Below are 17,362 nucleotides of genomic sequence, written 5' to 3'. Positions count from 1 at the left end.
GGGAGATCGGCAGCTTCAGTCTCGCCGCTCCTGCTCGAACGTTTGTGATTGGCGAAAGCCTGGCGGCCGTCCAATCTCCCCCCTTGCGGGGGAGATGTCCGGCAGGACAGAGGGGGGTGCCTTGGCGCCGTACCTGTCGTGAGTGCGATTACGCTCCGTCCCGGCACCATCGATGACGTCGACACCATCCACGCCGCGCTTCTTAAACTCGGCACCCATATCGGCGCGCATCAGGAGATCACGTCCACTTCAGATGATCTCCGCCGCTACGGCTTCGGCGAAAAGCCGGCCTTCTTCACCCTGATCGCCGAGGTGAGCGGCGAATTCGCCGGTCTTTGCCTGTATTTCCCGATCTTTTCGACCTGGATGGGGCGGCCCGGCGTCTATGTGCAGGACCTCTATGTCGAGGACAGGTTCCGTGGCCGCAAGATCGGCGAGCGGCTTTTGCGGTGCGTGGCCGCGGAATGCCGGAAGGACGGCGGCGTCTATCTCAGGCTGTCGGTCGACACCGACAATGAAGGCGCCAAGGCCTTCTATGAAAGGCTGGGCATCGCCTGGTCGAGTTACGAACAGACGCAGAAAATCATCGGCGAGGCCTTTTTTGCCTTCGCCGACGCGCCGGTCAATGGGGAGCAGGAATGAAGGCCTTTTACGCCGAAGAGCAGAAGCGCCACGACCCGAAGGCGTTTCTTTCCAGTGGTGCGGCGCAGCCCAACCCGGAAAAACCGGAGCGCGTCGAGAGATTGTTAGCCGGCGCAAAATCCGCCGGCTGCACGATCGAGCGGCCCCGCGATCACGGTCTCGGCCCGGTCTCGGCGGTGCATACGCCCGAATATCTCGACTTCCTCGAACATATTTTCGAGCGCTGGCAGCGCATCGAAGGCGCCTCGGCGGAAGTGATCCCCAACATCCATCCGATCGCGCGCAATGGTTCCTACCCTGCCTCGGCGGTCAGCCAGGCCGGCTACCATATGGCCGACACCGCTTGCCCGATCTCAGGCGAAACCTGGCAAAGCGCGCTGTGGAGCGCCTGGAGTGCGGTCGAGGCAGCGGAAACGGTGATGGCTGGCGCGCCGGCCGCCTATGCGCTGTGTCGTCCGCCCGGCCACCATGCCTTTGCCGATGTCGCCGGCGGCTTCTGCTTCATCAACAATTCGGCCGTTGCGGCGCAGGTGCTGCGCAAGCAGGCGGCACGCGTGGCGATCCTCGATGTCGATCTGCACCACGGCAACGGCACGCAAGGCATCTTCTATGCGCGCCCTGACGTGCTTACCGTTTCGCTGCATGCCGATCCGGTGCGCTTCTATCCGTTCTTCTGGGGTCATGCCGACGAGCGCGGCGAAGGACCCGGCCTCGGCTATAATTTCAACCTGCCCTTGCCGCGCAAATCCGCCGACGCGGCGTTTCTGGAGGCGCTTGGCGTTGCGTTCCAGCGCATTCGCGCCTTTTCGCCGGACGCGCTGGTGGTCGCGCTCGGCCTCGACGCCTTCCAGGGCGATCCGTTCGGCGGGCTCTCGGTGACGACGCCCGGCTTCTCCCGCATTGGCGAGGCGATTGGCAAACTCGGCCTGCCGAGCGTCATCGTCCAGGAAGGCGGCTATCTCTGCGACGAACTCGGCGACAATCTCACCGCCTTCCTCACCGGCTTCGGTGGCAGGATGCGGTGACGGTTTCTCCTGGCGTCAGGAGCGCTGCTGCCTGAGCATGGCGACGACCCGGTGCACGCTCTCCAGCGTCTCATCAATCTCAGCCGCCGTGTTGTAGTGGGCGATGCCGATGCGCACGACGCCCTGCTCGGCTGGAATGCCGAGCTGGTGGACGATCTCCCAGGCGTAGTTGTGGCCGGACCAAAGGAAGATGTTTTCGGCGTTCATCTGCCGCACGATCGTCTCCGGTACGATGCCGTCGACGGTGAAGGACACCGTTGGCACGCGCTCGGCGAGCCGCTTGCGATCGGTGATGCCATGGATAGTCAGGCCCGGAATGTCGGACAGGCCGTCGATCAGCCTTTGCGCCAGCGGATTCTCGTAGGCGATGGAAACCTCGAACGCCCTGGCGATCTTCTGCCTGCGCGAGCCGCCCTCGCCCGCTGCCGCACCCAGCCCGGCAAAATAGTCGACGGCCGCCGCAAGACCGGCCATCAGCTCGATCTGCGGCGTGCCAAGTTCGAACCGCTCCGGCAGGCCATTGGACGAACAACGGCATTTGTAGGGTTTCAGGCCATCGATGATTTCGCGCCGCCCCCACAAAATGCCCATATGCGGACCGAAGAATTTGTAGGCCGAACAGATCAGGAAATCGCAGCCGAGCTCTTGCACGTCGATCAGGCCATGCGGCGCGAACTGGACGGCGTCGACATAGACCAGGGCGCCAGCCCGTTTTGCGATGGCAGTCAGCGACTTAACCCGGTTGATCGAGCCGGTCAGGTTCGAGGCATAATTCAACGCGACCAGCCGTGTCTTGTCGGACAACAGCCCGGTCAGCGTCGCCTCCTCGACCTGCCAGCTCTTTTCATCGAATGGCAGCCAGCGCACGACGAGGCCCAAATCCTCGGCCAGTTGCAGCCAGGGCGAGACATTGCCCTCATGGTCCATGCGAGTGAGGATGATCTCGTCACCGGGCTTCAGCGCGCGGCCGAGCGTGCGCGACATGTGATAGGTCAGCGTCGTCATATTGGCGCCGATGATGATTTCCTCGAGGCTCGCCGCACCGAGGAAATCGGCCATCGCCTGATGCGCCTCGTCGACGACGGATTGAGCCGCGATCGTCGTTTCGAAATAGCCGCCTAGATTGGCGTTGGTGGTGAGCAGGCAGCGCGACACCGCATCGGCGACGGCCTGCGGCACCTGTGTGCCGGCGGGATTGTCGAGATAGATGCGACGGCGGCCCTTGTCGGTCAGGGAAAGCGCTGGAAATTGTCCCCGCACGGCCTCGATCGAAAAACCCACCATTCTCTCCACCCCTTTGTTATTCCATGATAATCTATCCCCGCCGGTCAGGGACAGGGATTGCCGACCCGCTGATGGATCGCGTCCACCGCCTTCTGCATCTCTTCGGTCCAGACGACATCCACCGAAGACAACGCCATTTCGAGCTGCGGAATGGTCGTCGCGCCGATAATGTTGGAGGTAACGAAGGGCCGGCTCGAGACATAGGCGTTGGCGAACAGCGCCGGTTCTAGGCCAAAGGTGCGCGCCAGTTCATTGTATTCGAGCAGTGCTTCAGCGGCATTCGGCGTCTCGTAGCGCTGGCCGCGATTGAACAATTGCGAGCGCGAGCCCTGCGGTCGGGCGCCATGGTCGTACTTGCCTGAGAGGTAACCCTGCGCCAACGGCGAATAAGGCAGCAACGACACCTGTTCGCGCTCGCAGACCTCGGCAAGATTCACCTCGAAGGTGCGGTTGACGAGATTGTAGGCGTTCTGGATCGACGCAACGCGCGGACCAACGCCTTTGTCGGCCTCGGCAAGAAACCGCATGACGCCCCAGGAACTTTCGTTCGACAGGCCGAAATGGCGGATCTTTCCCGCCTTCACCAGCTCGTCGAAGACGGCAAGCGTCTCGGCGATCGGCGTTTCGTCGGCCGGTGCGCCGACTGCATCAGCACGGGGCGCCACCGCCCCGACGCGCGTCGGATTGGCACCCCAGGGGATATCCCGCTCTGGCCAGTGGATCTGATAGAGGTCGAGATAGTCCGTGCCGAGCTTGGTCAGGGATTTGTCGACGGCGTCAAAAATATCGGCGCGTACCAGTTGCGACGGCCTATCGCCGCGAAACCAGCTGTTGGCGGTGCGGCCGACGACCTTGGAGGCAAGGATAACCTTGTCGCGGTTGCCCTTGGCCTTCATCCAGCTGCCGATGATCTTCTCCGTCCGCCCCTGCGTCTCCGCTTTGGGCGGGATCGGGTAGAGCTCGGCGGTGTCGATGAAATTGACGCCGCGCGAAAAAGCCAGATCCATCTGCGCGTGGCCGTCGGCCTCGGTGTTCTGCTGGCCCCAGGTCATCGAACCAAGGCAGATCTGGGTAACAAGGAGATCGGTCCGACCGAGACGGCGTTTGTGCATGGAATTTTGCTCCGGAGGGAAAGTCTGCGCGGGAAGGAGGCTGCATGTATAGGGAAAGCCATGCCGCTCTCCAAGCCTCACCAAGCCGACTTTTGCGTGAGCCAGCGGGCCTGGCTAGCGGCGGACACCAGCAACGGCGCGGCGCTTGGCCTCGTCGATCAGCATGTTGGCCACCTGCATGCGGATCATGGCGCGCTGGCGCAGATGCGGGGCGACGCGATCGGGATGGTTGGTGAAAGCAAAGCTGCGGCGCATGCGGCCGAAATCGACGGCGCTCTTGGGCTGGTTCAGGCCCAGTTCGGCCGCGATCGACTCCGGATCGATCGGCGGGAGTTTTTCCTCGGGCTTCGGGTCCTCGGCAGCCAGCGCCAGCTTAGCGTGTTCGAGCAAGGCGGCGAATTCGCTCGCCAGGTCGGCACCGGCCTCGCGATACTCGGCGGCGGATACCTTGATACGGCCGGAATGGAGTTCATCGGCGACCGACAGATAATCGAACGGAATTGACGGACGCGCGCCAGCCTCGTCGCCCTCGATACCGTCGCCCTTGTCGGAGGCAACGAAGAGGTCGTCGAGCAGCGAAGCGAAATCACGCTTGGCGCTGGTAGCGATGTCAGCCTCCCCCTTGCCTGACTGTCAAAGTTTCCAGACCATAGAACCGGCTCGTTAAAAATACATACCACCGATCTTAATGAATTTAGCCATTCGAGGATCGCGACCGGTCCCTCAAAACAAAAAGCCGGACTGCATTTTCATGCAGTCCGGAAATTCGCCAGGAGTGGCGAGGAAAAACTGGCCATGAGCCAGCGTCGAAGCCTACGGTTGGTGCGACGCGGAAGTTTCAGTGGCCGCAAGAAAATTAGGAAACTTATCCGGACATAGCAGGCATGCAAATGCTGCACTGCACAATTGTCACGATTCACCTATATTGGCTGGCGTGGAGGACCAACCAGGAGCCTGATTCATGGGTTTCTTCACGGAAATGTTCGCCCGGCCGCGCCCGCAGGAACATCTGCGATACCGCGCGGCGCTCGCGCTGCTTCATGCGATGAGCAATGCCGATCGCGCCGATATCGGCATCAAGCCCGCCGATTTTCCGCGCGTCGCCCGCGAAATGTCCATTCGCTAGATGCGTCTCGCGAGATGTCCCGGACGGATCCGGGACATCTCGGAATGCCTGCCCCTTAACGCGATCCCAGGAATGTCGCCTTGCCCAGCGGCACGCCATTGTGGCGAAGGATGTCGTAAGCGGTGGTGAGGTGGAAGTAGAAATTGGGCATGGCCACGTGCAGCAGATACTGCATGCCACCCAACGTCGTTTCGCGTCCGCCGAGTTTCAGTTCGATCACCTTGTCGTCGGAGCCGTCGATATCGGCGGCGGAGAACGTCGCCAGAAGCGCGAGCGTCTTGGCGATCCGCGCCTCGAGATCGGCAAAGCTTGCTTCATTGTCCTCGTATTTTGGTACCTCGCGGCCAGCCAGCCGCGACGGCGCGCCCTTGGCGTGGTCGGTGGCGATCTGCACCTGCCGGGTCAAGGCGAACATGTCGGGTGCGAGCCGCGCCGTCAAAAACACCTGCGGGTCGATCTTGCGGTCAAGCGCATTCTGTTCGGCAGCCGCCAGCACATTGGAAAGTGCTTTCAGCCTGGCTGAAAACACGGGCACGGATGCCTCATACATCGATATCGTCACGTCAGATCTCCTGTCCGGTCGGAACGCCGGCGCAGCGACGTAGCGCCTGCGCGCGCGATTCTTCAAGCGCCGTGGGCTCCGCGTCACCACGCCGCCGCAATCGCCATGGTAGAATTTCCGTTATCGACCGGAGATTCCCGATGAGACGCGTCCTTCTTGCAGCGGCTGCCTTTCTCTCCCTTGCCATATCAGGCCAAGCGTCGCTGGCCGCCGACGACGCGCCCGAAGCACCCTATGTCGACGACCGATCGAGCGCCGAGGCGGTCATTCGCTCGCTCTACAGCGCAATCAACCGGCACGAATTCGCCCGCGCCTGGGGTTACTACGGAGACGCAAAGCCGGCTAAGGATTTTGACAGTTTCGTCAAGGGTTATGACGGGACCGACAAGGTGGAAGTCACGACCGGAGCTATTTCCGACGACGGGGCCGCCGGCAGCATCTTCTACAACGTCCCGGTCGCCATCCGTGCCACCGACAAGAGCGGCGGCGAAAAGGTCTTTGCCGGCTGCTACACACTGCGCCAGGTCAATGCGCAGATCCAGGCCGCGCCGCCCTTCGATCCGATCCACATCGAAAAAGGCGCGCTGAAACCCTCAACGGCGGATTTCGAGGCGGCGCTGCCGCCAAGCTGCGGCGACGGCCCGCCGCCGCCGAAGAAGGATACGGCACTCGAGAAGGCCAAGAAAGCCTTCCTGGCGACCTATAGCGACCAGTGCGACAAGCAGTTCCTGGGCAATGAGCCGGAGGTATTTTCGATCAAGTACAAGGACAAGGATGCGCAGCCCGGCGATCCCGACAAGGAAACGCGGCTGTTCCATTTCTCCTGTTCGGCGGCGGCCTACAATGAAAGTTCGGTCTACTACATGACCGACGAATTGTCTGAAGTGCGGCAATTGCAGTTCGCCGAACCCAAGATGGACATCCGCTACGAGAACAATAACAGCGACGGCAAATTGCTGGGCATGAGCATCGTCGGCTTCGAGACGACCGGTTGGGCTGTCAATTCCAACTATGACGCGGACACCCACACAATCACCACCTTCGACAAGTGGCGTGGCGTCGGCGATGCCTCCGATTCGGGAACCTATCTGTTCCGCAACGGCGATTTCTCGCTGGTCCAGTATGACGTCGATGCATCCTATGACGGCGAGGAGAACCCACAGACGGTCGTCGACTACAACACCGCGCCCTGAGCGCCGGGGCTGCCAGACAGCGCCGGTCAAGGCGCCTTCGACAGCATCCAGTTCAGCGTGCCGCGCCAGTCGACCATGCGGATCGGCGTGCCGTGCGTGCCGGTCTCGAAGCGCACGAAACGGGTCGGATAGGGATAGGCCTTCGACCTGGCGATGATGGAGCGGAAGAAGGCTTCCTGGTTCGCCACGGGAAACACCACGTCATGGCTGCCCTGGCCGAAGAAGACCGGGACATGGCGCCTGAAGGCGGGACTTGCGAGAAAACTCTCGTCCCATAGCGACCCGAGCAGCAGCAGCCCGTTGATGCGCCGGCCGGTATCGTTGCGCGCGGCAAGCTTCCAGCACAGCGCGCCACCCATCGAGCCGCAGGCGACGAAGATTTTCGCGCCCGGCGACTGTTCGGCATAATGATCGATCAAGGCCGCGACCTGTGCGGCCCCCTTGTCGCCGAAATCAGGGAAATCCGGCGAGAGATAAAGCCCGCCATTGCCGGCCATCAGGTTCTTCAGTCGGTTGAAATTGCCGCCGAACGTGAAGTCGTCGACGCCCTGCTTGCGGCTGCCGCCCTGGCCGTGCAGATAGAGCACGATGAGGCCGGCGTCTTGCGTCTTGCCGACGGCGACGTGCCTGACATCGCCGGCGTCCGTCTTCAGCATCAAATCCTGCTGCACCTTGCGCACGCCGGTGTCGGTGTACTGCGGATGCACGCGCTTTTCCGGCACTTCGTCGCGCTGGTTGATATCGCGCATCTCGCGGTAGTCGATGACGGTGTAAGCGCCGCCGTCGCCGGTCGACAATGTCGCCGGATAGGCGAAGAGATCGTCCTTGAAGGGTTTTAGTTCGAGCGCATCGGCCTGGCCGGCAAGGCAAAGAACAAAAACCGCAGCCAGAAACCCGTGGAGGGGAGAAAGAAAACGAAAAGCCATACCGCAGGCTTGCGTAATTCAGCCTGGGTTTGTCAATCCTGCAGCACGCCGCCGGCGCCTTCGAGCGCCTCGCGGGTGTCGACATCGACAGAGGCGCCCTCGCCAATCTCGACATCGACGACATCGAGCCCCTCGGCCTCAACCAGATGGCGTGCGCCGGTATCACCTTCGAGATGAGCGATGGCCGGGAACAGCGCGCGCGGCAGGAGCACGGGGTTGCCGCGCTTGCCCTGATGCGAGGCGCGGACCACGGAATTCCCTCCGGCCTCGCGGAAGGCATCGATCAGCCGGTCAAGATCGTCAGATTCGATGCCAGGCATGTCTCCGAGGACGATCATCGCGCCGGCGGTGTCTTCGGGGAGATAGGCAATGCCAGCCTTCAGTGACGTCGACAGGCCATCGGCGAAGTCGGGATTGTCGGCGAAAGTGACGTCGAGGCCAGGCAAAGCCGCGCGTACGCGCTCGCGCTGATGGCCGGTGACGACGATCGTGCCCGACGCCTTCGAGGCGAGCGCGCGCTCTACGGTGCGACGCACCAGCGGCTTGCCGTCGAACAGCGCCATGAGCTTGTTCGGGCCGCCCATGCGGCTCGACCGGCCAGCCGCCAGAAGCACGATGGCGACCTTGAGCCGGCTCTTGGCCGGCAGCGGTTCGCGCGGCTGCGGCCGCGTCGGGATCTCCATCAGCAGCCCGCCGACCCCCATGCCGGCAATATCCTTCGCGGTGACGTCGAGGCCGGCAACCAGCCGGTCGAGCACCCAGTCGAAGCCGTTTTCCTTGGGACTGCGGGCGCAACCGGGCGCGCCGATGACGCGCTTGCCGCCGAGTGTACCGAGCACCAGCAGATTGCCGGGATCGACCGGCATGCCCGCGCGGACAACTGTTCCGCCCGCCCTCTCGATCGCTGCCGGCACCACATCGGCGAAGTCGCTCATCGCCGAGGCGCCGAAGATCACCACCAGGTCATTGTCGCGCGCCAGCGAGGCAGCAGCCTCCGCCACGGGCGCGATCTCGTGCGGCGTGCGGCGCTCCGCCGTCAACCTGCCGCCCGAACGCGCCAGCCGCGCTTCGGTGACGCGTAGCGTCTTGTCGAGCACACTGGGCTTGATGCCCGGCAGAACCGTCTGGATGACGCCGACGCGCACCGGCTGATAGGCGTTGACGGCAAATATCGCGCCGCCGGCGCAGATCTTCATCACGGTGTCGACCAAGGCGGAGGCGACCGCAAAGGGGATGATCTTCACCGTCGCCACCATCTGACCTTTTTCGACCGGAGCATGCTGCGCGAGCGTGGCAATGGTGATGGCGGGATCGACCGCGTTGATGGCGTCGATCATCCCAGCATCGACCGTGAAGATGCCTGATGCCTTGGCGTGGAGATTGACCCGGCCGGTGGCCGCCGGCCTCACCTCGATGCCGCTGAACCTCATGCTCTCGGCAATTCTCTGCGCCGCGGCGTCCTCGCCGAGATCATCCGAGCCCAGCACCGCCGCAACGACCTGCGAGACGCCAGCCCGCTTGAGTATGGAAACATCTTCGGCGCTCAGCCTGTGCGCCTTGCGAAAGCGCTTTTCACCAGCGGTAGTGGCATGCGCCAGCACCGCGCCTTCGGCCTCTTCAATCGCAATCGGACCGAATTTCACGCCACTGCGCCTTTGGCATCGAGGCCGCGCGAGCGGAAGGCGTGGATGGTCTGCGCGAGAACGGCGACGGCGATCTCGGCGGGGCTGGCGGCACCGATATCGAGCCCGATCGGCGCATGGATACGGGCGATCTGGTCGGCAGTTGCGCCCAGCGCCAGCAGGCGCTCGACCCGCTTGGCGTGCGTCTTGCGGCTGCCAAGCGCGCCGACGTAGAAGCAATTGGCGTCGAGTGCCGCCTTCAACGCGAAATCGTCGATCTTCGGGTCATGGGTCACGGCGGCAAGTGCGGTGTAGCTGTCGAGCGGATGGCGCTTCAACACATCTTCCGGCCACTCGGCATGCAGAGCGACATCGGGAAACCGGTCCGGCGTGGCAAAAGCCGTGCGCGGATCGATGATCTCGACGGGATAGCCGGCGATCTTCGCCATCGGCGCCAGCGCCTGGCTGATATGGACGGCGCCGATCACCACGAGGCGGGGCTGCGGCAGATGCGCGTTGAGAAAGAAGGTCCGCCCTTCGGCCTCGACCGAACCGGAATTGCCCGACCGAAAAGCTCTGGCGATCGCGGCTCCAAGATCGCCGGCGACCTGGTCGCCCTCACGCACGATGCGGTCGCGGCCATCACCGAGATCGGTGACGAGGATCGCCGCGCGCCGGGCGCGGCGCTCGGCATTCAAAGTCTTCAGGGCGTATGGATCCATCTGAGATCAGCCCAACCGCTCGACATACACCTTGATGCGGCCGCCGCAGGACAGGCCGACCTGCCAGGCGGTTTCATCGGCGACGCCGAATTCCAGCATCTTGGCTTTGCCGGAGTCGATGACGTCAATCGCCTCGCTCACCACGGCGCCCTCGACGCAACCGCCCGAGACCGAGCCGTGGAAATTGCCTTCGGCGTCAATGACCAGATGGCTGCCGACAGGCCTCGGCGCCGAACCCCAGGTCTCGACCACAGTGGCAATGGCGACATCCTTGCCATCCTTCATCCAACCTTCCGCGATGATCAGCGGATCGCGGGCCTCATCGAGATAAAGACTGTCGTTCATGGTTGCTTCTCTCAGGGTCTGTTTTTCCAGGGAGCCGGGAAAACATATGGCTATGCGGCGTGCCTCGCGCCAGCTTCCATCCATCGTCGCGGATCAACGGACTGTGCCGACTTCTTGTCCAGCGACGCGCAGAGGTCGGTGAGCGCCTCGAGATTGTGTACCGAGCGGAATTCATCGACATGCGGCAGCATCGCCTTGACGCCGCGGGCGCGTGCCTGAAAACCGTCGAAGCGCAGCAACGGGTTCAACCAGATCAGCCGTCGGCAGGATTTGTGCAGCCGCTCCATCTCTTCGGAAAGGCCGGCGACATCGTCGCGCTCCAGCCCGTCGGTGATCAGAAGCACGACCGCGCCCTGTCCCAGCACGCGCCGCGACCATATCAGGTTGAACTCGGCCAGTGTGTCGCCGATACGCGTGCCGCCGGACCAGTCCTTCACCGCCACCGAACAATCGGCAAGGGCGGCATCGGGGTCGCGGTGGCGCATCTGCCGGGTCAGATTGGTCAGCCGCGTGCCGAAGACGAAGGTGTGGACGCGGCGGCGTTTTTCCGTCAGCGCGTGCAGGAAATGCAGGAAGATGCGCGTGTACTGGCTCATCGAACCGGAAATGTCGGCCAGCACCACCAGCGGCGGGTGGACTTCGCGGGCCGAGCGGAATTTCGGCAGGATCAATTCACCGCCGGTGCGCGCGGCCGAGCGCATCATGGCACGCGGATCGATGCGGCGGCCATGCGCATCGGCTTTGAAGCGCCTGGTCCGCACCATGTCGAAAGGCAGCCGCAGCTCGGCGATCGCCTTCTTCGCGTCCGCCATTTCGGCTGCATTCATCTGGGCAAAATCCTTGCCGCGCAACACCTCGTTGCCGGAAAAGGTGAAGCGGGCATCAACCTCGATCTCAGGGACTTCCTGAGGTGGCTGGTTTTTCTGATGGCCTTCGAACATGGCTTGGCTGACGCGGTTTTCGGCCGCGCGTGGCTTCTGCTTCTCTTTGATGTCGGGCGCCACCGGCGAAAACATCGCCAGCAGTTTCTCGATCAGTTCGCGCGATTTCCAGAACAGCCGGAAAGCCTCGTCGAAGACCGGGTGATCCTCGTGCCTGGACACCAGCACCGCATGCAGCGTCCAGTAGAAATCGTCACGCGAGCCGATGCCTGCGGCCAGCACCGCCTCGATGGCATCCTTGACCGAGGCCGGCCCGACCCGCATGCCTGCCTTGCGCAAGGTGCGGGCGAAATAGACAATGTTGTCGGCGATGCGCCCGTCCGCCGTCGCCTCTTTGGGGTAAGCACCCGGCGCCTTCATCGCGTTACTCCGCCGCCGCGAGCTCGGCCTTGACCTCGTCGAGGATGCGCCGGCCCTCGCCCGTGCCGATGCGGGCAATGTCGTCCTGGTATTTCAACAGCACGCCGATCGTGTCGGAAACGGTCTCCGGATCGAGCGCCACCTTGTCGAGTTCGGTCAGCGCGCCGGCCCAATCTATGGTCTCGGCAACGCCCGGCACCTTGAACAATTCGATCTGGCGCAGTTTCTGGATGAAGGAGACTACCTCCGCCGAAAGCCGCTGATTGGCTCGCGGCACCTTGCGACGCACGATCTCCAATTCGCGCTCGGCATTGGGATAGTCGACCCAGTGATACAGGCAGCGCCGCTTCAACGCGTCATGGATCTCGCGGGTGCGGTTGGTGGTGATGATGACGATCGGCGGCTCTTCCGCCTTGATGGTGCCGAGTTCGGGCACCGTCACCTGGTAGTCGGAGAGGATTTCGAGCAGGAAGGCTTCGAAGGCTTCGTCGGTGCGGTCGAGTTCGTCGATCAGGAAGACCGGAGCCGCCCCTGTCTTGCCGGTCAGCGCATCGAGCACCGGGCGGCGGATCAGGTATTTTTCCGAGAAGACGTTGCGCTCCATCGCGGTGCGGTCGACCTTGCCGGCCGCCTCCTCCATGCGGATCTCGATCATCTGCGCGGCATAATTCCACTCGTAGACAGCAGACGAAACGTCGAGCCCTTCATAGCACTGCAGGCGGATCAGCCGGCGGCCAAGCGCCTGCGCCAACACCTTGGCGATCTCGGTCTTGCCGACACCGGCCTCGCCCTCGAGGAACAATGGCCGGTTCATACGCAGCGACAGGAAAAGCACGGTCGCCAGCGATCGGTCCGCCACATAATCCGCGCCGGTCAGGAGATCGAGCGTCTCGTCGATCGTCCGCGGTACGGGGCGCGGTTTCAGTTCGGTCATTCTTTCTCCGTGAACGCCGCCGCTCCGCTGTCCAGGACATGGTAGCCGCGGGCGTGATAGATCAACGGCCGCAAATTATCGCCCATGCGAAGGCCTGTCACCTTGCCAAAAAGCACACGATGCGTGGCCAGGTCCTTGGTGTCGATCAGTTCGCAGTCGAACACGGCCAGTGCTCCCTTCAGCGTTGGCGCGCCAGTGGAGATCACGTCCCATTCGCCGAGCGCGAAACGCTCCTCGACCGGCAGGCCGGTCATGCCGGAAAAGCCGACCGACAGCGGCTCCTGGTGCGAGGCCAGCGTGTTCAGGGCAAACCGGCCGTTTTTCACGAACAGCTCATTCTTGGCATTTTCGCGGTTGAGACACACCAAGATGGTCGGCGGCGTGTCCGACACCGAGCAGGCAGCGATCACCGTCGTGCCGCGCTTGCCGGCCGGCCCGTCGGTCGTGACCACATGGACGTGGCCGGCAAAATGGCTCATCGCGTCGCGATAGGCCTGTGGCCCAATGTCATTCTTCTTCAGCACCGGAAATTGTCCATAGCCAGAACCCTACCGCTATATATGGCCAGACATGACATGCCACAAGCGAAGTGCTTGGCCCATATCCCCGAATTCGCGTGTTGCACCAAGGCCGGGCAGCCTTTAGGTCTTGGCGGAATTGGCGCTCGCGCTGTTATCGCGGGCTTGGGAGGAACTCTTCTCAGAATGCGACCCGGGGCAACGATATCGGCCGCGCTGGCCTGGCTATTCCTGGCCGGCGCCGCCAGCGCTCAGAGGCTGACGATCGGCGTTGCTGCTCCGTTGTCGGGACCGTCGGCCATCCTCGGCAAGCAGATCGAGGCCGGTGCCGGGCTCGCGGCGCAAGCAAACGGCGTCGAACTCAAGACCGAGGATGATGCCTGCACCGCCGATGGCGGCGCTGCCGCGGCCAGGGCTTTTGCCGCGGCCAAGGTCAGTGTCGCGGTCGGCTTCCTTTGCACCGAAGCCATCGAGGCGGCGATGCCGATCCTCAAGGACGCCAATATCCCGGTCATCACCGTCGGCGTGCGCACCGAAAGCCTCACCGACCGCCGCGCCAAGACCGGCTGGCCGGTCTATCGCCTGGGGCCGCGCGGCGACGATGAGCGCAACGCCGTCGCCTCCACCCTCACCCGCCTGTGGCAGAAGGAGCTGTTCGCCATCATCGATGACGGCACCATCTATGGGCGCGAGATGGCGGAAACATTTCGCGCGGCGGCCGAGCAAGCGGCGCTGAAGCCGGTGTTCGTCGACACGTTCCGGCCGCAGCTCGACAACCAGATAGGGATGATCGGGCGGCTGAAGAAGGCCGGCGCCACGCACGTCTTTGCCGGCGGCGACGGTGACGACATCGCCATTATGGGCCGCGACGCCGCGCAGCTGCAGGCCGGCATCGTCTTTGCCGGCGGCGAAAATCTGCGCACGCCGCCCGGAGACGTGCCCTATGCGACGGGTACGCTGATGATCGCGCCGCCCGAATGGGCCGATGTCGCCGACGCAAAGGTGCTGGAAAGTTTCTCCGCGCGAAAGATCGTGCCGGACGGCTACACGCTGCCGGCCTATGCGGCGGTGGAGATAGCCAAGGCGGCATCGGCCTTGTCCCCAGGCAAGCCGCTGACCGAGGCGCTGAGCGGGCATGATTTCACCACGGCGATCGGGCCGGTCCGCTTCGATGCCAAGGGCGACCTCAGCCAGAGCCCCTACCGCGTCTTCCGCTTCGACGGCACGCGCTTCGTGCCTTTGGAAAGCAATTGATGTTCCGCACCGGTCCGCGCAATCTGATCACCGACGTTGCTGGCCTGCGCGTCGGCAATTCTTCCGACGCCCGGCTGAAATCCGGCGTGACGACTATCCTTTGCGACGAACCAGCGGTGGCCGGTGTCCAGATCCTGGGCGGCGCGCCAGGCACGCGCGAGACGGACCTGCTCGAACCGCACAATTCGATCGAGGCGATCCACGCCGTGGTGCTGTCCGGCGGTTCGGCTTTCGGCCTTGATGCCGCGTCTGGCGTGCAGGCGGCACTGCGCAAGCGCGGCATCGGCTTCGAGGTGGGCGGATTTCGCGTGCCGATCGTGCCGGCGGCGATCCTGTTCGACCTGCGCAACGGTGGGAACAAGGAGTGGGGTCGTTATCCCCCATATCGCGACCTCGGTTATGAGGCAGCGCAATCTGCCGCCACCGATTTCCAGTTGGGCACGGTCGGCGCCGGCACCGGTGCGCTGACCGCCGGGCTGAAGGGCGGCCTGGGCTCCGCTTCGACGCTGCTGGACACTGGCGTCACCATCGGTGCGCTGGCCGCCGTCAATCCGACCGGATCGGTGACCGTCGGGCGCACCCGTCATTTCTGGGCGGCGCCCTTCGAAATCAGCGACGAATACGGCGGGCTCGGCTATCCCGCGCCCATGCCGGACGATGCGAAGGCGATCTTGCTGAAATACCGCGACAGGCAGGCAGACAGGCAGATGGAATCCGGCGGCAACACCACGATCGCCGTCATCGCGACGGATGCGGTTCTCACCAAGGCCGCTGCGAAACGCCTGGCAATGTCGGCGCATGACGGCTTCGTGCGCGCCATCTGGCCGACGCACACGCCGGCCGACGGCGATCTTGTGTTCGCACTGGCGACGGGAACAAGCGGCATCCGGCTCGAGGCCGATGCGGCAATCGACCTTTATGCCGCAGCCGGCGCCACCATGGCGCGCGCCATCAGCCGCGGCGTGTTTGCCGCGACGCCGGCGGACAACGACCTGTTTCCCGTCTGGTCGTCGCGTTTGGGCTGAATCGATCGATCAGACCGGATCGGATTTTTCTTCCTCGAACGTTACCGCCACGTCGGAATTCGCTGACAGCCACACCTTCTTGCCATCGACTTCTGCAACCAGGGCCAGAGGAATGTAGTGGTGATGACCTTTGTGAGCGCCCTCGCCGCTGTCGGCCTTGGTCAGCTTGATGCGCTGGCCGTCGACCTTGTCGACAGTGCCGAGATGCACGCCATCGGCGCCCACGACTTCCATATGCTCACGAATTTTGCTGGTGTCGGTCATGGTTGGTTCTCCATTGGGACTGCCGACAATAACAAATGACAAGCCGATTGGATGCATCGGCTTCGTCCTGCACGACGTTTTGATTTCGTCGTGCTAGGGATTGCAACGATCACGGCTGCGGGAGTGAAAAAGATGCGAATGCTTTTCCTGTTTGCCATCTCCCTGGCAGTACAGCTTTCAGCGTCGATCGCCGTCCAGGCCGGCGATGTCGCCGAGCTTGAAATCCTTGGCTTCAGCAAGGATGGCGGCGTGTTCGCCTTCGAGGAATACGGCGTCCAGGACGGGTCGGGCTTCCCCTATGCCAACCGCTATTACATCGACACGAGCACCGACAGCTTTCTCAAGGGCACGCCGATCAGGGTCCGGCTCGACGACGAGAACGCCAAGCTCGACGCGGCGCGCCTCCAGGCCCGGCAAAAGGGCGAGGCCATTGTCAGCCAGGCCGAGTTGAGCGCCAACCGCGGCATCACCGCCGGCTTCAACCCGGTGACCGAGCTTTCGGCCGATCCGCACCGCATGGCGGTCAATCCGCGCCCTATCTTCTCTCCGGTCGACCAACCGCTCGAGTTTCGGCTGGACGAGATCGGCATGAACAACACCGAAGGCTGCGACAGTCAGGGCGAGATCAATGGCTTCCGGCTGCTGCGCATCGAAGCGCAGGATGGCGGCACCACCAAATTGCTGCATGAGGATAAGTCTATCCCCAAAAGCCGCGGCTGCCCGAACGGCTACCGCATCGGTGCGGTCCAGACATTCTCCATGGATAGCCTCAGCGCCTATGCGGTGCTGATCGCGGTGCGCCAATATGGCTTCGAGGGTCCGGACTTCCGCTGGATCGCCGTGACCGGCCGCCTGTGACACCCTACGCCGCCACACTCAACGTGAACTACGTCCGCCGCGCCTTGCCAGGGTGGCGCGCGACGCTTTTCGGCTCGTTCTTGTGGGCCGCAACCATGGGCACGAGCGCGCTCATCAACCTGTTGCTGGATAATTGGGTGACTCCGGAGAAAATCCGCACCGTGTCGCTGCTGTTTGCGGGCGGCGGCGCGCTGGCCTTTCCGGTCGGCCTGTTCGCGGCACGGCTGGTCTCGCTCGGAAGGGGCCGGGAGGTCGCCTTCGCGGCGGCAATGGTGTGCCTTGTCGCCGCGACGATCGGGCTGACCGCCGGGTTCTATGCCTTGCAATACCGGTCCTACTATGCCGAATGGCATGCACCGGTCTTCACCCTCACCTGGGGGTTTCAGCTCGCCTTCACGATGGCGGTGGCGTCCTACCAGTTCATGGTGCTGGGCATCAGGCTCTATTTTCCGCTTGGGTTCATCGCCTTGTTTGCCGCCAGCCTCTGGTTTGCACAGCAGCGGCGTTGAGCATTTTGTCTGTCTCTGTTAGGAGGCGGGCTAACCTTGAGCGGTTCAGCGCTTGGTAGAACCGCCGACCCGCTCTAACTCCTTCTTTTTCGCAATCCCTGTGGGAAAACCGCTGCACACTTTTCCTGGAATTGCTCTAG

20 protein-coding genes are annotated in these 17,362 nt (G+C 63.3%); 8 read left to right on the top strand and 12 right to left on the bottom strand.

The features are described from left to right. Positions 1-138: 138 nt before the first annotated feature. Together D3242_RS23460 and D3242_RS23455 are read left to right on the top strand one after the other, a co-directional pair. Positions 139-642 carry a GNAT family N-acetyltransferase gene (locus D3242_RS23460; protein WP_019857815.1) on the top strand — a complete coding sequence of 168 codons (504 nt, stop codon included), beginning with the start codon at positions 139-141 and terminating at the stop codon, positions 640-642. Next, positions 639-1,667 (top strand): histone deacetylase family protein, encoded by a 1,029-nt coding sequence (locus D3242_RS23455; protein ID WP_064982777.1) that lies wholly within the window; start codon positions 639-641, stop codon positions 1,665-1,667. The genes D3242_RS23460 and D3242_RS23455 overlap by 4 nt, the downstream gene beginning before the upstream one ends. Before the next feature lie 15 nt (positions 1,668-1,682). Here the strand turns inward: D3242_RS23455 and D3242_RS23450 are convergent, their stop codons facing one another. From D3242_RS23450 to D3242_RS23440, 3 genes are all read right to left on the bottom strand, one after another. After that, entirely contained in the window at positions 1,683-2,951 is a 1,269-nt protein-coding gene (locus tag D3242_RS23450) for a cysteine desulfurase-like protein (protein ID WP_064982775.1), read from the bottom strand. A 44-nt stretch (positions 2,952-2,995) separates the two neighbouring features. Next, positions 2,996-4,063: an aldo/keto reductase gene (locus tag D3242_RS23445; protein WP_064982774.1), complete on the bottom strand. Its 1,068-nt coding sequence runs from the start codon at positions 4,061-4,063 to the stop codon at positions 2,996-2,998. A gap of 114 nt (positions 4,064-4,177) precedes the next feature. After that, positions 4,178-4,639 carry a hypothetical protein gene (locus D3242_RS23440; RefSeq protein WP_081296003.1) on the bottom strand — a complete coding sequence of 154 codons (462 nt, stop codon included), beginning with the start codon at positions 4,637-4,639 and terminating at the stop codon, positions 4,178-4,180. Positions 4,640-5,024: 385 nt separating this feature from the next. Between D3242_RS23440 and D3242_RS23435 the strand changes: the two genes are divergently transcribed. After that, a complete protein-coding gene (locus D3242_RS23435) occupies positions 5,025-5,189 on the top strand; it encodes a hypothetical protein (protein ID WP_019857809.1) in 165 nt (54 codons plus the stop codon). A 55-nt stretch (positions 5,190-5,244) separates the two neighbouring features. On the opposite strand, the gene D3242_RS23430 is transcribed toward D3242_RS23435, so the two are convergent. Continuing rightward, the gene (locus D3242_RS23430; protein ID WP_027046775.1) at positions 5,245-5,751 is read right to left on the bottom strand and encodes a DUF1993 domain-containing protein; all 507 of its coding nucleotides are present in this window, start codon (positions 5,749-5,751) and stop codon (positions 5,245-5,247) included. A gap of 140 nt (positions 5,752-5,891) precedes the next feature. Here D3242_RS23430 and D3242_RS23425 point away from each other — a divergent pair, with 140 nt between their 5' ends. Further along, positions 5,892-6,944, top strand: a complete 1,053-nt coding sequence (locus D3242_RS23425; protein WP_019857807.1) for a DUF1176 domain-containing protein — start codon at positions 5,892-5,894, stop codon at positions 6,942-6,944. A 26-nt stretch (positions 6,945-6,970) separates the two neighbouring features. Here D3242_RS23425 and D3242_RS23420 read toward each other — a convergent pair whose 3' ends face one another. The 7 genes from D3242_RS23420 to D3242_RS23390 are packed head-to-tail and all read right to left on the bottom strand — an operon-like array spanning position 6,971 to position 13,318. After that, entirely contained in the window at positions 6,971-7,870 is a 900-nt protein-coding gene (locus tag D3242_RS23420) for an alpha/beta hydrolase family protein (RefSeq protein ID WP_064982772.1), read from the bottom strand. 32 nt (positions 7,871-7,902) lie between these two features. Continuing rightward, on the bottom strand, positions 7,903-9,513 hold the full coding sequence (locus D3242_RS23415; RefSeq protein WP_064982770.1) for an NTP transferase domain-containing protein: 1,611 nt from the start codon (positions 9,511-9,513) through the stop codon (positions 7,903-7,905). Next, the gene (locus D3242_RS23410) at positions 9,510-10,214 is read right to left on the bottom strand and encodes an XdhC family protein (protein ID WP_064982768.1); all 705 of its coding nucleotides are present in this window, start codon (positions 10,212-10,214) and stop codon (positions 9,510-9,512) included. The genes D3242_RS23415 and D3242_RS23410 overlap by 4 nt, the downstream gene beginning before the upstream one ends. 6 nt (positions 10,215-10,220) lie before the next feature. Next, positions 10,221-10,559, bottom strand: a complete 339-nt coding sequence (locus D3242_RS23405) for an XdhC family protein (RefSeq protein ID WP_027046774.1) — start codon at positions 10,557-10,559, stop codon at positions 10,221-10,223. Positions 10,560-10,609: 50 nt separating this feature from the next. Continuing rightward, the gene (locus D3242_RS23400; protein ID WP_064982767.1) at positions 10,610-11,860 is read right to left on the bottom strand and encodes a vWA domain-containing protein; all 1,251 of its coding nucleotides are present in this window, start codon (positions 11,858-11,860) and stop codon (positions 10,610-10,612) included. Between the two features lie 4 nt (positions 11,861-11,864). Further along, the gene (locus D3242_RS23395; RefSeq protein ID WP_019857801.1) at positions 11,865-12,794 is read right to left on the bottom strand and encodes an AAA family ATPase; all 930 of its coding nucleotides are present in this window, start codon (positions 12,792-12,794) and stop codon (positions 11,865-11,867) included. Beyond that, positions 12,791-13,318 carry a flavin reductase gene (locus D3242_RS23390; RefSeq protein WP_064982765.1) on the bottom strand — a complete coding sequence of 176 codons (528 nt, stop codon included), beginning with the start codon at positions 13,316-13,318 and terminating at the stop codon, positions 12,791-12,793. Before D3242_RS23390 ends, D3242_RS23395 begins: the two co-directional genes overlap by 4 nt. A gap of 180 nt (positions 13,319-13,498) precedes the next feature. On the opposite strand from D3242_RS23390, the gene D3242_RS23385 reads away from it, so the two are divergent. Together D3242_RS23385 and D3242_RS23380 are read left to right on the top strand one after the other, a co-directional pair. Continuing rightward, positions 13,499-14,566 carry a branched-chain amino acid ABC transporter substrate-binding protein gene (locus D3242_RS23385; protein ID WP_064982763.1) on the top strand — a complete coding sequence of 356 codons (1,068 nt, stop codon included), beginning with the start codon at positions 13,499-13,501 and terminating at the stop codon, positions 14,564-14,566. Further along, complete coding sequence (locus D3242_RS23380; RefSeq protein ID WP_064982762.1) at positions 14,566-15,591, top strand: P1 family peptidase; 1,026 nt, start codon at positions 14,566-14,568, stop codon at positions 15,589-15,591. Before D3242_RS23385 ends, D3242_RS23380 begins: the two co-directional genes overlap by 1 nt. A 9-nt stretch (positions 15,592-15,600) precedes the next feature. Here D3242_RS23380 and D3242_RS23375 read toward each other — a convergent pair whose 3' ends face one another. Next, positions 15,601-15,855, bottom strand: coding sequence for a DUF2171 domain-containing protein (locus tag D3242_RS23375; protein WP_010909112.1), 255 nt, complete (start codon positions 15,853-15,855; stop codon positions 15,601-15,603). Between the two features lie 132 nt (positions 15,856-15,987). Between D3242_RS23375 and D3242_RS23370 the strand changes: the two genes are divergently transcribed. Beyond that, positions 15,988-16,713: a DUF2259 domain-containing protein gene (locus D3242_RS23370; RefSeq protein WP_038646442.1), complete on the top strand. Its 726-nt coding sequence runs from the start codon at positions 15,988-15,990 to the stop codon at positions 16,711-16,713. Next, positions 16,710-17,222 carry a hypothetical protein gene (locus D3242_RS23365; protein WP_038646439.1) on the top strand — a complete coding sequence of 171 codons (513 nt, stop codon included), beginning with the start codon at positions 16,710-16,712 and terminating at the stop codon, positions 17,220-17,222. The genes D3242_RS23370 and D3242_RS23365 overlap by 4 nt, the downstream gene beginning before the upstream one ends. Positions 17,223-17,362: the final 140 nt, after the last annotated feature.

Source organism: Mesorhizobium jarvisii, from assembly GCF_003601985.1.
In the GTDB taxonomy this organism is placed as follows: Bacteria; Pseudomonadota; Alphaproteobacteria; order Rhizobiales; family Rhizobiaceae; genus Mesorhizobium; species Mesorhizobium jarvisii.
The sequence above is the reverse complement of the archived record's forward strand: the minus strand, read 5'-3'. Positions and strand labels throughout refer to the sequence as shown.

Bases quoted from the DNA above. Each gene is read 5' to 3' on its own strand.
- D3242_RS23455 (WP_064982777.1), top strand. From the start codon at position 639: ATGAAGGCCTTTTACGCCGAAGAGCAGAAGCGCCACGACCCGAAGGCG.
- D3242_RS23450 (WP_064982775.1), bottom strand. From the start codon at position 2,951: ATGGTGGGTTTTTCGATCGAGGCCGTGCGGGGACAATTTCCAGCGCTT.
- D3242_RS23445 (WP_064982774.1), bottom strand. From the start codon at position 4,063: ATGCACAAACGCCGTCTCGGTCGGACCGATCTCCTTGTTACCCAGATC.
- D3242_RS23435 (WP_019857809.1), top strand. From the start codon at position 5,025: ATGGGTTTCTTCACGGAAATGTTCGCCCGGCCGCGCCCGCAGGAACAT.
- D3242_RS23425 (WP_019857807.1), top strand. From the start codon at position 5,892: ATGAGACGCGTCCTTCTTGCAGCGGCTGCCTTTCTCTCCCTTGCCATA.
- D3242_RS23420 (WP_064982772.1), bottom strand. From the start codon at position 7,870: ATGGCTTTTCGTTTTCTTTCTCCCCTCCACGGGTTTCTGGCTGCGGTT.
- D3242_RS23410 (WP_064982768.1), bottom strand. From the start codon at position 10,214: ATGGATCCATACGCCCTGAAGACTTTGAATGCCGAGCGCCGCGCCCGG.
- D3242_RS23405 (WP_027046774.1), bottom strand. From the start codon at position 10,559: ATGAACGACAGTCTTTATCTCGATGAGGCCCGCGATCCGCTGATCATC.
- D3242_RS23400 (WP_064982767.1), bottom strand. From the start codon at position 11,860: ATGAAGGCGCCGGGTGCTTACCCCAAAGAGGCGACGGCGGACGGGCGC.
- D3242_RS23395 (WP_019857801.1), bottom strand. From the start codon at position 12,794: ATGACCGAACTGAAACCGCGCCCCGTACCGCGGACGATCGACGAGACG.
- D3242_RS23385 (WP_064982763.1), top strand. From the start codon at position 13,499: ATGCGACCCGGGGCAACGATATCGGCCGCGCTGGCCTGGCTATTCCTG.
- D3242_RS23380 (WP_064982762.1), top strand. From the start codon at position 14,566: ATGTTCCGCACCGGTCCGCGCAATCTGATCACCGACGTTGCTGGCCTG.
- D3242_RS23375 (WP_010909112.1), bottom strand. From the start codon at position 15,855: ATGACCGACACCAGCAAAATTCGTGAGCATATGGAAGTCGTGGGCGCC.
- D3242_RS23370 (WP_038646442.1), top strand. From the start codon at position 15,988: ATGCGAATGCTTTTCCTGTTTGCCATCTCCCTGGCAGTACAGCTTTCA.